Here is a 13099-nt window from a genome sequence, read left to right on the forward strand (position 1 = left end):
GCAAAGATTAACCTTCTTTACTGTTCACTTTTTTTTATTTACAGTTGTATAGTAAAGGGATGAATTGCGCCAGGTAAGTTCGCTAGAGAATGGCGCTTGCAAGATCCGTTGGTTTAAAACTTATCTGCATCTCAATAATAAACTGGGTTCCCTGCTCTGGCGTAGAAATACAATGCAATTGAGCGCCATGTTTTTCTAACAAAATTTTTCGGCTAATTGACAACCCCATGCCTGTCCCTTTTCCAATCGGCTTGGTTGTAAAGAAGGGGGTAAAAAGTTTAGCGCGAACTTCCTCAGTCATGCCAATGCCATTATCAGCAATTGTGATGCGAATGCGTGAGCCGGCAGCTATCCCGTCAGACAAATTATGCGAGATGACTTCAGTGCGAATCAAAATCAGGGGTTGAAAAATTTGATTCTTCTCTTGGTTTACCCGTTCTTCTAAGGCATCTATAGCATTGGCGATCAAGTTCATAAACACCTGATTAAGCTGGCCGGCATAACAAGACACCAGCGGCAAGGCACCATAGTCTTTGATGACGTTAATAGCCGGACGATCTGACTTAGCTTTAAGCCGGTGTTGCAATATCATCAAGGTGCTATTAATACCTTCGTGGATATCGACCGTCTTGCTTTCAGTTTCATCCAAGCGCGAAAAATTTCGCAGAGACTGCACAATATTGCAGATCCGTTCGATCCCTAACTGCATAGAAGAAAGCAGTTTAGGTAAATCATCTATAACAAATGGCAAGTCTGCATCTTCCATCTCATGGAGAATTTCTGGTTCGGGTTGCGGATAATGCCGGTGGTAGAGATTCAACAGATGGATGAGTTCCTTACTATAATCATTGGCGTGGGCGAGATTGCCGTAAATAAAGTTCAACGGATTGTTAATTTCATGCGCTACACCGGCAATGAGTTGACCCAAACTAGACATTTTTTCACTTTGCACAAGCTGAAGTTGCGCTTCTTGCAGCTCTTTTAAAGAATGCTCTAAGGCAATCGTTTTTTCGCGTTCTTTTTCCTGGCTGCTTCGCAGTGCTATTTCTACTTGCTCACGTCGCTCTATTTCAGACTGTAACTTTTGACTCAAAGAAAAACTTCTTAACGCAGTCAACACGGTCGTATATAGCTTTGATGTCGTTAATTCAGTCTTGGTTTTATAGTCGTTGATATCATAGTTAATAATTATGTTTTTTTCAGGTACTTGTCCCGGTTGACCTGTGCGTAAAATAATTCGCACTAATTGATTATTAAGGACTTCCCGGATATATTGAACCAACTCTAAGCCCGCATCATCAGTTTCCATAATGACATCAAGCAGAATAATGGCAACATCCGGATGTTCTTGAAGTAATTGTTTAGCTTCCCGAGCGGAGTAAGCACTAATAAAATTCAAATGCTTGCTTTCAAAAGCAAACTTTTTCAATGCAATGGTCGTAGCCGTGTGAACTTGAATTTCATCATCTATAATTAAAACTTTCCAACTTTCTTTTGGTTGTTTTTCCTCCTCTTCATCTGCAAAAAATAATTCATAATTTGATTCGTCTTCAAAAGTTAATAAATCTTGATCAGGAGATTGTTTAATTATAAAATTGCCAGTTACGTTTGCCATTGCTTTTCTCCCTTAAAATTCAATGCTCACTTTGAGTAACCAAACGCTTCTTTTGGATCTATCTGCATGGGCAACTTAATCACAAATTGCGTGCCTTTACCCACCTCACTTTGACACTCAATTTCACCTTTAAGTTTTTGTGTCACTAAATTGTAAACAAGATGTAATCCCAATCCGCTCCCTCCTTGAGAGCGTTTAGTTGTAAAGAATGGCTCATAAACTTTGCTTAAATTTTCAGCAGGAATCCCTTGACCATCGTCAGAGTATTTTAGGATTAAGTGCTCGTCTTCTTGCTGAAAATGAATCTGAATTTTGCCCTCACTATCTCCTTTATACGCATGAGTCAAAGAGTTGATCAGCAAGTTAGTCACGATTTGCGAAAACGCACCTGGATAAGAATCTAGACTAATATTAGTGTCACCTAAAACCTCTATCAGATGTTTGGTATGTCGCAATTTTGGCTTTAATTGCAACAAAATTTCATCTAGATAATCTTTGACATGAAAAATTCGCCGTTCTTCGCTTGACTGATCGACTGCCACCTGTTTGAAACTTTGAATCAATGCCGCCGCCCGCTGTAAATTAATCAGCAGGGTGTTGCTACTTTGGATCGCTATATCCAAGAATTCTTCTAGCTCAGAGCGCTTCATTTTGCCGCTCTTATAAATAGAACAGAATTCTGTGGTATGTTCTGCCAAAGCTGAAGCAACGGTGACTCCTACGCCAACAGGTGTATTAATTTCATGGGCAACGCCGGCGACTAATCCTCCTAGCGAGGCCATTTTTTCCGCTTCCACCAGTTTACTTTGAGCCGCTTTTAAGTTATCTAGGGCATCCGATAATTCTTGAGTGCGATCGCCAACTAATTGCTCTAAGTTTTGATTAAACTCCTGTAAGTTTTTGTACAGTTGGGCATTTTCAATGGAAATTGCAATTTGGGCAGATAAGAGTTTTAACAACTCTAACCTATTGGTGGTGAAAGCCCCTTCTGTCAGGTTATTCTCTAGGTAAAGAATGCCGGTGAGCTTGCCTTGGTGCAGTAGAGGCGTGCAGAGAATTGATTTCGGTTGAGTCGCAACCACATAAGGATCGCGAGTAAATTGTCCCTCTTGAGTCGCGTTATTTAAAACAACGTTTTCCTGGGTACGGATGACATAGTTGGCGATCGCACCGACAAGTTTAGAAGTGTTCCCAGAAGCCGCTGTTGCATTGAGAGGAAGTGATCGCAGCACACTTACCTCCTCTTCTTTAACCGAACCTTCCGCCTCGATAACCCAGCTTCCAGCTTTTTGCAAAATCAAAAAGCCTTTTTCAGCTCCAGCATTTTCGATGGCAATTTTCATCAACCGTGTTAGCAACTTGCTCAAAACAATTTCACCTGAAATTGCTTGTGCTGCTTTCATTACTGTTGTCAAATCTAGTGTAGCTTCTAAGTTAGTAGTAGTGGTCGTAGGCTGAGCAGTTGTTTGAGTAACTTTTGTTTTATTCGCACTTTGGTTTGAAGTCCTCATGATTAATTGGGGATATTTCTTTTCTAAATTCTCTACTTTGCGTTTAGCCCCCCAAAGTTGATACCCATAGTGAGCCTTGGTGAGGTAGAGTTGGGCAAACTCCTCTTTGCCTTTCACTAACCAGAATTTAGCTGCGAGTTCTGCCCCCAGGGCTTCATTCTGAGTAAAATTGTGTTCTCTAGCTGAAGCAATCGCCCGATCATACATATCCATTGCTTCTAAATCTTGGCCTGAAATTCGGGCGATCTCTGCCGCCACCAGCCAAAATTTGTGTGCAAAATTTTCTGGGCAGTTATCTGCCCAAGTTTTCATTTGTTTCTGATTTGCTTCTAGTTGCTTTAAGTAATCTTTTTGCTCCGATTCAGAGCCGGCTGAAAAGAGAGCTGTTAAGATAAGCGAACGATAAAAATTATGGTGAGCGCTTGAAATGTGCCCCATTAGATAATCAATGATTTCCGACGCTTGCTCAGAGGCTTGCTTTGCCTCAATGTACTGTTCATCAAGATAAAAAATCTGCGCTTTTAAAACATAAAACTCGCAGAGAGCGGCCATGCTCTTCCGGTTGTTAAAATTTTCTAAATACTGTTCTTCACTAACTTCATCTTGTAAATCCATCAAATTTAAAATGGCTAATTTATTGGCATTAATGATATCAATTGACCACAAATTTTGGGTTTGATGACAGAAATGAAGCGAGTTAGAAATATCTTCCAATAAGCTGTTTAAATTTATTCCTTGGAAGAAATAAGTAATGGTTTGAAACATTCTGTTGTAGCCCGTCCATTGCAAATTGCCAGATTGCAAGCCAATTTTATACCCTTCGTTATTAATCTCGGCAGTCGTTTTGATTGGTTTAATCCAGCAGTTTAAGTAATTGGCAAAGATAACGCTATCTTGGCAGTTTTGCGACAGGTTATTTGAATTTTCGCTGAGGGTGAGAGCGAGCCGGCCAAACTCATAAGCCGAGTGGTAATCTCCTAAAATTGAATTCAGAATAATTCCATAACATGAGTAGCAGTAAGACCCTCCCGCTACAAATCCATATTTTAGAGAAATGTTAATGGCTTTGATCACAGTCAGTTTCCATAGTTCTTGAGACGAAAAAAATGTCAATGGACCCATGTTGCCTAATAGCTTCAAGGCCATCTTTTTTGACGGATCTTTCATCTTTTCGGCATTAATTAATGAAGAAATTTCTCTACTTTCTAAATTAGCCTTAGCTTCAGCAAGTTCGGCATTTACCGCCCCTGCTAAGTTGTCTTCAGCTAAGTCTATTTCTAGCAAACGAAGTGCTTGTAACCCCGTTTGAATTGCTTCTTCATATTTAGTCAGTAAGGTGTACTGTACGATCAGAATGTTGTAAACTTCGGCTTTTTCTAGATTTGATTTGGACTGAGCCAAAGCAACTTCGATTAAAATCTTAGAATCTGCAAAATTTCCGTTTAAATACTCCACATCGGCCAGTTCCTTGTGCAAGGTAAAAGCCAGTTCGTAGTAGTCCTGCCAAATATTGCCCGGTAAAATTTCCAGCCCGGTTCTTAAGTAGTTTCTGGCAGCGGCATAAGCCGTTGCATCTTTGGCTTTCCTCGCGGCAGTTACATTTAAAAGAGTCAGCTCAACTTTTTCTCGATCATCAGCAATTAACTTCCGCCCGGAATTTAAATGATCAACGATTTCAAAAATTCTTTCTGCTTGTCGATCTGGAGAAATATTTGCTAATAATAACCGGCCTATTTTGAGGTGAACGGCTGTTTGTAGGTTTGAATCAATCAAAGCATAACCCGACTGCTGCACCCGGTCATGCAAAAACTTATAAGTTGTAATTACAAGTTGTGAATCAATGATCTCTTCTTCTGTTACACCCAATTCAGAAGTTGCAAGAATTAATCCATCTTGGATTGCCGGCAATAGCTCTTCAAAAGTTTGACCCGGAGACTTTTCATTAATAATTGCGAGAGTATTTAAATCAAAACTATTGCCAACGCAAGCGGCTAAGCGTAAAACTTGTTGAGTTGCTTTTGGCATTTTTCTCAATTTGCCGATCATCAATTCGACGACATTATCGGTAATATCTAATGCTTCAATTTCTGAAAGGTTCCATTCCCAGGTTCTTTTTGCAAAATTGAAATTAAGAAGATTTTCTTGATAAAGCGTTTTAAGAAATTGATTAACAAAAAAAGGATTACCTTGGGTTTTACTGACGACTAACTCGGCTAAGGGCATCACTGAGTCTCTGTCTTTGTGTACGGTATCCGCAATCAAGTTACCGATTTGCTGAAGGTGCAAGGGAGTTAAGATAATTTGGTCGATCTTTGCACCTTGCTTTTGCAGTTCATCCAGAGTCATGGTTAACGGATGAGCGGGGTTAACTTCGTTATCTCGATAAGCACCCATTAGAAATAGATATTTTGTTTCCTCATCTGTCATCATGACTTGGAGCAGTTTTAGAGTGGCGGAGTCAGCCCATTGCAAATCGTCTAGAAAAATGACTAAGGGATGCTCAACAGAGCAAAACACGCGAATAAATTTTTGAAAAACTAAGTTAAAACGGTTTTGTGATTCTGTCGCTCCTAATTCTTGTACAGATGGCTGCTTGCCAACGATGAGTTCTACTTCGGGAATAACATCGATAATGATTTTACCGTTTGCTCCAAAAGCAGCTAGAAGCTTTTCTTTCCAGGCATTGAGTTGGGTTTCATTTTCTGTGAGGAGTTGCTTGACGAGTGACTTGAATGCTTTGACAACAGCCGCATAAGGAATATTGCGTTGAAATTGGTCGAATTTGCCGGCAATGAAATAACCCTTTGCTTTAGTAATTGGTTTATAAACTTCTTGTACTAAAGCGGATTTGCCTATGCCAGAGTAACCTGACACTAACATCATTTCTGTTGTGCCATTGCTAACGCGATCAAAGGCGACTAATAAAGCTTCAACTTCTTGCTCCCTTCCATAGAGTTTTTGCGGAATATGAAACTTATCTGTAATATCTTTTTTGGCGATCTCAAACTCTGCAATTCTTCCCTCAGTTTGTAATTGCTGTAAGCATTCTTCTAAGTCAGCAATGATTCCCCAGGCACTTTGATATCTTGCTTCTGCCGTTTTAGCTAACAGCTTCATCACAATATGAGAAACCGCTAGGGGAATTGTGCGGTTAATTTCATGGGGCGGTACTGCTTGTTTAGCAATGTGACAGTGGATTAATTCCATTGGATCGCTGCAATCGAAGGGCAGTTGTCCAGTCAGTAGTTCGTAAAAAGTGACTCCTAATGAGTAAAAGTCTGTGCGGTAATCGATTTCGCGGTTCATTCTGCCGGTTTGTTCCGGTGAGATATAGGCCAGGGTGCCTTCCAAAACATTGGGGTTTTTAATAGTTGGATTCTCGCGGGTTAAGACCGTAGAGATGCCAAAATCTATAATTTGAATCAGACCGATAACTGGGTTAATAATAATATTGCTGGGATTAATGTCTTTATGGATAATATTATGTTGATGAATTTTACCTAATGCTTTGGTTATTTCAATGGCTGTCGATAAAAAAATCTTTAAAGGAAGGTTTTTATGGTCTATCCATTTTTTCAAAGATTCTCCATTGCAATCCTCGAAAACGATTACTAAAGTGTTTTGATATTTTTCTAAGCTGTAGGCTTTCGGAACGCTGTCTACGTTGAGGTTGCAGGTAATTTCGTATTCTTGTTTATATCTGACTAGGGAAGCCGGTGTTGGATAATCTTGCTTGAGAAACTTAAGAATAATCGGTTGATTGTCTAACTTTCTCAAGCCCCGATAAACCAAAGAATTATTACTCTCATGAACAGTATTAAGAATTTCGTAGCCGGCTAAATTAATCATTGTTCAAGTCTTCCTTCAGTATTAATACTGAATTTTTATCTGAGATTGTTACCACTAAAACAATTTATTCCAATCATTAGATTACTCTACTTTTTTATCAAAATTTATTATTGTTAAGATAAATTTACCTATAGTTAACATTTCGTTAAAATTAGTTGTAATAATTTTTAATGAAGACTAAGTGTAAGTACAGGTTCTAGAGAAAAATTCCAGGATGTCAAGGAAGCTACCACTGATTTATGATAAAAAAATGCCTCTTGTTGTTAAGAAGCTTTCTCCAATGAATTCAAATTTTATGGGTTATAGCGCTTCTGGGTCGCATTTATGCCTGATGTTGGGACGCCAAGTCAGGGATCTAAGCATTGCGCCCCAACTTTGCGCCCCAAAAGATGTATTGCCTCGAATTGAAAATCGCTCAGTTATTAACAAGAGATTTTCTACCAAAGGCGAAAAGTCAGAAGCATTTCATAACTTTAGGGATGGGAAACCGGCAATTATCTAGCATTGCTTTCCAGTTGTGCTGTCCGCACCGCTAAGGGGGGCAGGGTTTGGTTGCCACGCCGCACTTCAAACTGCAATTGCTGGCCCACCTTGCTATTTTCAACAATATTCTGCAACTCTTCTGCACTAGAGACCGTTTGGTTATTAACCTCAGTAATTACATCCCCGATGCGAATATCGGCAGCCGCAGCCGGCGTATTTGGCAGCACTCCCATCACTAAAACGCCATTAATTTCTGGCACAGTGAATGGAGAATTTGGAGCCTGATTATTTTCTCTGGCAATTTGTGGGGTTAGCGTCACCATTTGAACGCCCACATAAGGATGGGCGACTTTTTCACCTTTTACCAATTGGGCGGAAACTGTTTTGGCTTTATCAATAGGAATGGCAAAGCCAATTCCATTGGCACCGGCACGAATGGCGGTATTAATCCCAATAACTTCTCCTCGCTCGTTGAGAAGTGGCCCACCAGAGTTTCCGGGGTTAATCGCAGCATCGGTTTGAATGAAGTCCAGGCGCTTATCCGGAATGCCGGCCTGAGCGCTAGAGCGTTTCAGGGTGCTGACAATTCCCAAGGTGACGGTGTTATCCAATCCCAAGGGGTTGCCGAGTGCGATCGCCCAATCTCCCACCTGCACCTGAGTAGAATCTCCCAAGGGGGCAACCGGCAAATTGCCTCCATTGACTTTAACCACTGCCAAATCCGTGACTTCATCGGTACCGCGCACTTGCCCTTCTAAGGTGCGCCCATCCTTGAGTGTTACGGTTACTTTATCGGCATTGTCAACCACATGGGCATTCGTCAAAATCACGCCACTACTATCAATGATGAAGCCCGATCCCTGTCCACGCAGATGCTGTTCGCGGGGCAGTTGTTGCGCTAAGTCGTCGCCAAAAAACCGGCGGAAGAAGGGATCATCAAACAAGGGATCGACGTTACGGGTGACGGTGCGTTCTGTATCGATTCTCACCACAGCAGGACCCACCAAATTAACTGCGGCGGTAACAAAGCTACCACCCTTGGTTGCAGGAGCGTTTGAACCCTGAAGGGCGACGGGTGATCCCTGCAAGGGAGCCGGTGCCGCCACAGATGGCAGCACTTGTAGCGTACTCACGGTTAAAATGGCTCCTAACAAGAGGGCCACCACTGGGCTGAGGGTGTGCCCCAAAGCGCGAAAAAACTTGAAAAATCCCATAGTCTTAATTGCCATCGGCCTAAATTTGTTGCAAATTTTCGTGATAATTTTTTCATCACGAAAAGTATTGCTACAGCTATTCTGACAATTCTGTGACCCCCAAGGCTGACGGATTTCAACCCCAATGCAGGATCGGGGAAAGTCGCACAGGGATATCACCCAGTTCGCAGTAACGCTTTAACTTTTTCTCTAACTCAGAACTTGGTTTTGCCCCTAGGCTAGAATCTTATTTACTATGCAGCTCAAAACGAATGATTGGAACTAACTCGTTAACTGATAAAACCTTGTCCTTAGCCGGCAAAGATGAACTGGGCCGGCTTCAGGAGAAAGACGACCTCTACAGCGCTCACACTCATGGGGATGGCCATACCGCTCACCATCACGTTCACACTGAAGAATCCCTGCGACGCCTTGTGAACCGGCTTTCTCGCATTGAAGGACATATCCGGGGCATTAAGACAATGGTGCAGGAAAGCAAACCCTGTCCAGATGTCTTAGTTCAGGTTGCCGCAGTTCGGGGGGCGCTTGATCGCGTGGCCCGGATCATTTTAGATGAGCATTTAACCGAATGTATTGCACGAGCCGCAAAAGAGGGAAATATTGATGATGAAATTGAGGAATTAAAAGCAGCGCTAGACCGATTTTTGCCTCGTGAAAAGAAAAAAGATTCGGGAACAAAAAACTAGAAAAGGTAAAAGGAAAAAGTGAATCATTTTTTCCCTTTTTCCTTCTGTTAGTTCCAATTACCAATTAATGTAAACGCAGACCAGAAATAGGGATGCGATACATTCACACTTTTCGTTGCCACACCGCTGGGTAGAGTAAGAACTTGCTGGTCTGAACCCCGCAACTGACCTGCCTCAACTTGAACGGTTCCTTTCAACATAGCCAATTGTGCTTGCCGAAGCGCCTCTGCCTTATTCGCTGTTAGTTTCAACTGTTTATAAAACTCATTCATTAGGGCGAGTGTGCCGGCATCACTGACGTACCAAAGACTTGCTAAAGCCGATTTGATGCCGGCTTGAACGGTTAATCCTGCAAAACCCAATTCCGCCTGTTCATCTCCCAAGGCAGTTCGACAAGCACTCAAAACCAGCAGTTCCACCGGCGTTGTGGAAGCGGCATTCCAACCTAATTCTTGGGCGATTTGTGGCAATTCATTCATCCGGAGTTTCTCATTCCAAAACTGGATATAAGAATTACTGACATTTCCCGGTTGGAATTCTCCGTGAGTGGCGAGGTGAATAATCTGGAAATGTTGCTGCCTGTTTAGTAATTTAAAGTTTTCGAGAGTAAACGCTTCATTAAGCAACTTTTGACCGCTCCACTTTCCCCCCTCTCCAACAATTTCAGATAACTCCACCGGCACTGCCGGCAAAGGATTTTGCTCAGTAAATTCTGAAGCCCCCATAGCTAAAACCTGCGCGTCCTTCAAGTTGATATAACGACTGTCCGTTAGGCCAAAGCTAGGAATTAAAGCAACTCCATATTTTTCAATGAGAAACTGTTTGCCATCGTGCAAAGCTGCGATTGGCGTTGAGCGCAAACCAGCATCCATCGCAAATACAATAATATCGATATTGTTCGCTTGTAATTCAGGCTCAATCGGAGCGATGATCCACTGATAAAGTTGTTGAGCAGATTTTAAGTAACTGGTGCTGCGGATATTTCTGGAATTGGTAACTTGAGAACGGAACTCTTGCAGAACTTTTTCAAGAGTAGGTCGCTTTGCTTCGGGGGTGAATTTCCGAGCAAATGGTTCATTAACTTGTTCAGTAGCCGCTGTTAGGCATTGCGGAAAAATTGTTAAAGTATCCAACCCTTTTTCGCCGGCAAAAACATAATTGATGGCAGGCTTTTTACCCGTGGCTTGATGGATATTACACAGTGCTTTTGCGATCTCATCAATTGTCGGCGCTTTTCCATAAAGCCCTGTGCCAAGTTGGTTGCCAAAATCTACCGCTTGTACTTCTTCAAATGCCTGGACTGCCTGATCCGTCTGTCCACCTTCTACGATCGCCTCAAAACCGCCTCTGTCAACTTCTTTTCCTGCGGTTACTGACGATGAGCTAGATGAGCTAGACGAACTAGATGAGCCAGACGAACCCGATGAGCCAGACGTTTCTGAAGACTCAGCGGTTGGATTAGTTCTTTGTGAGGGATCTGTAGATGAGTTAAATCTTGGGGGAGTATTAGGACCTCCTGGAGGATTGGGACCGCTATTAGGACCTCCTGGAGGATTGGGACCGCTATTAGGACCTCCTGGAGGATTGGGACCGCTATTAGGACCTCCTGGAGGATTAGGACCGCTATTAGGACCTCCTGGAGGATTGGGACCGCTATTAGGACCTCCTGGAGGATTAGGACCGCTATTAGGACCTCCTGGAGGATTAGGACCGCTATTAGGAGTTTCTGGAGGATTAGGACCGCTATTAGGAGTTTCTGGGGGATCAGGAAAGACGTTAGTCGTATCAGGGAGATTCGGAAAGCCATCGGACTGGTTTCCACTTTGGGTGAGAGCCGGACCGGCAGCAACTAAAACAAAGAGCAAAGCTAAACAAAAATTCCGTAAAAACTTGAATTTTTTCATAGAATTTAACCTATTTAAAATAAAATCCATAACCGATACCGAGGATAAATCTCGCCCCATCACCGGCATTGTTCGTAACATCCGTAACTGCCGGCGTAATGACTAAAGGCACGTTCTGGAACGGAACAAAAGAAACGCCTAGGGTTAAATCCTGCCCCGTCCACTCAGCAATTGCATTCACCGGCTGAGCCACTCGCACTGCAACACTGCCGAACACACCGATTGTATCGCTATTGTCATTAATATCAAACTCAGAGCGAAATTGCCCATTCCCGATACCCGCAGAAAGATATAGCCGGCTAAAGGGTTTTTCCGTACTATCTTGAAGACGAAACATTTTACTAGCGACACCATAAACACTGCTGCCGGCATCCGTCAAACCCCAAACAATCGCATTTTGCCACCCAATTGCCACCGCAAAATCATCGGGAAGGGCACGGTGCAATTTGAAACTTACGCCTCCGCGATCCCCAAAACTATCTGAAAGATTAAAAATAGCAACCCCAACATCCAAACCTACCGCTTTTTGAGCGTTCCCTAATCCGAACCCAACAGCAATTCCCCCATCAGATTCATCTGTAAACCGAGTTCGCGCCTGAAAACCGGCACCAACACCAACGCTTCTCCAAGATTTGCCATAAGCAGATGGGGTAACAGAAGTTGTCCCAGGAGATGCTAGTAATCGCTGTCGCTGCGAAGTTTGGGGAACTGGACGAAGGGGTATTCTTTCTGGTACAAATTGTTCTCGTCCCGGTACAATTGGCTGTGGTGTTAAATTCGGCGCTTCACCGCCACTGCTAGAGGCGATGGGCGGAGGCGGCGTTTGTGGGGGTTCGTAACCCACAATATACTGAGATGCCCTGTCAGAAACGCTCAGTTGCGGAACTGCGCCGTTGCTTACCAATGCTTGATAAATAAAAGCTGCTGCATCCGCCCGTGTGGCAACTTGATTGGGGTTGAGATTTTGCACATTAGGGTAATTGACAATTAGTTGATTTTCTGTGGCAACGGCGATACTATTTTGGGCGTAGTTTGGAATACTAGAAGCATCTTGAAACGAGCCGGTTAAAATTGTTGTTGTCTCACCCGTTTTTGCTAGATTCAATCCATTTGCTAGCGAGACTAATACTTCAACGCGAGGAATATTTTGATCCGGCGCAAACACATTATTGGGGTAGCCTTCTAAAAATCCAATGCTGTAGGCTTCCTGAATTGCATCATAAGCCCAATAAGTCGCCGGCACATCGGTAAATTGAATCGGGCTACGAACCGAATTTCTAGCAAAAGCTGTTCGGATCAGTGCAGCAAACTGCGCCCGCGTCACCGGCGCTTCAGGGCGAAATGTACCATCAGGAAACCCGCGAATGATATCCTGAGCGGCAAGGATTTCGATAAAACTTTGTGCCCAGTGATCCCGCACATCTGAAAATGTCAAATCTTGCGCCAACAACTCCGGTGTTTGAGCAACTTGTGGGGCAGTGAGTGCCGGCATCAATAACTCAGCGCGACTGGTTGCAAAGACTTGCGGCAACTCCTGCTTCAAAAGGCGGGAGTTAGAAATAACCGGCTTAAAAGAAGTGACTTTTTTGACTGCTTCTGCAAAAGATGCCGGTTGAGAAGCAATGAGTGAATTTTGTAATGAAATAGAGGCTGCCGGTTGCGCTGGCGAAACAATCTCTTCATCAAGCAAAGCAGGTGGTTCAGGGGTTGCCGGCTGTGCGTGGCTGGTTTGAGAACTCACAACAACCGCAGTAGCGCCCATTAGACTCAAGATTATAAGCTTAGAAACCAAAATTTGTGGCATTGGCGATTTATATAATAAAACCCATGAAACAGC

The 13099-nt window shown here is 43.0% G+C and carries 7 protein-coding genes; 2 read left to right on the forward strand and 5 right to left on the reverse strand.

The features are described from left to right. Positions 1–82 precede the first annotated feature (82 nt). Positions 83–1615: an ATP-binding protein gene (locus H6F73_RS16690; RefSeq protein WP_190759898.1), complete on the reverse strand. Its 1533-nt coding sequence runs from the start codon at positions 1613–1615 to the stop codon at positions 83–85. 26 nt (positions 1616–1641) lie between these two features. Then, a complete protein-coding gene (locus H6F73_RS16695; protein WP_190759899.1) occupies positions 1642–6975 on the reverse strand; it encodes an ATP-binding sensor histidine kinase in 5334 nt (1777 codons plus the stop codon). Positions 6976–7255: 280 nt separating this feature from the next. Between H6F73_RS16695 and H6F73_RS16700 the strand changes: the two genes are divergently transcribed. Continuing rightward, positions 7256–7477 (forward strand): hypothetical protein, encoded by a 222-nt coding sequence (locus tag H6F73_RS16700; RefSeq protein ID WP_190759900.1) that lies wholly within the window; start codon positions 7256–7258, stop codon positions 7475–7477. On the opposite strand, the gene H6F73_RS16705 is transcribed toward H6F73_RS16700, so the two are convergent. Continuing rightward, positions 7470–8672 carry an HhoA/HhoB/HtrA family serine endopeptidase gene (locus H6F73_RS16705; protein ID WP_190760056.1) on the reverse strand — a complete coding sequence of 401 codons (1203 nt, stop codon included), beginning with the start codon at positions 8670–8672 and terminating at the stop codon, positions 7470–7472. The genes H6F73_RS16700 and H6F73_RS16705 overlap by 8 nt on opposite strands. A 251-nt stretch (positions 8673–8923) precedes the next feature. Between H6F73_RS16705 and H6F73_RS16710 the strand changes: the two genes are divergently transcribed. Next, positions 8924–9358, forward strand: a complete 435-nt coding sequence (locus H6F73_RS16710; protein ID WP_190759901.1) for a metal-sensitive transcriptional regulator — start codon at positions 8924–8926, stop codon at positions 9356–9358. A 47-nt stretch (positions 9359–9405) separates the two neighbouring features. Here the strand turns inward: H6F73_RS16710 and H6F73_RS16715 are convergent, their stop codons facing one another. Next, entirely contained in the window at positions 9406–11343 is a 1938-nt protein-coding gene (locus tag H6F73_RS16715; protein ID WP_190759902.1) for a CHAT domain-containing protein, read from the reverse strand. Further along, on the reverse strand, positions 11273–13003 hold the full coding sequence (locus H6F73_RS26070) for an S-layer homology domain-containing protein (RefSeq protein WP_347239555.1): 1731 nt from the start codon (positions 13001–13003) through the stop codon (positions 11273–11275). Before H6F73_RS26070 ends, H6F73_RS16715 begins: the two co-directional genes overlap by 71 nt. Between the last annotated feature and the right edge of the window lie 96 nt (positions 13004–13099).

This window comes from Microcoleus sp. FACHB-68 (genome assembly GCF_014695715.1).
In the GTDB taxonomy this organism is placed as follows: Bacteria; Cyanobacteriota; Cyanobacteriia; order Cyanobacteriales; family Oscillatoriaceae; genus FACHB-68.

What these genes read in the sequence shown, in the direction of transcription:
- H6F73_RS16710 (WP_190759901.1), top strand. Translation starts at nt 8,924, where the DNA reads ATGATTGGAACTAACTCGTTAACTGATAAAACCTTGTCCTTAGCCGGC.
- H6F73_RS16715 (WP_190759902.1), bottom strand. Translation starts at nt 11,343, where the DNA reads ATGTTACGAACAATGCCGGTGATGGGGCGAGATTTATCCTCGGTATCG.
- H6F73_RS16695 (WP_190759899.1), bottom strand. Translation starts at nt 6,975, where the DNA reads ATGATTAATTTAGCCGGCTACGAAATTCTTAATACTGTTCATGAGAGT.
- H6F73_RS16690 (WP_190759898.1), bottom strand. Translation starts at nt 1,615, where the DNA reads ATGGCAAACGTAACTGGCAATTTTATAATTAAACAATCTCCTGATCAA.
- H6F73_RS16705 (WP_190760056.1), bottom strand. Translation starts at nt 8,672, where the DNA reads ATGGGATTTTTCAAGTTTTTTCGCGCTTTGGGGCACACCCTCAGCCCA.
- H6F73_RS16700 (WP_190759900.1), top strand. Translation starts at nt 7,256, where the DNA reads ATGAATTCAAATTTTATGGGTTATAGCGCTTCTGGGTCGCATTTATGC.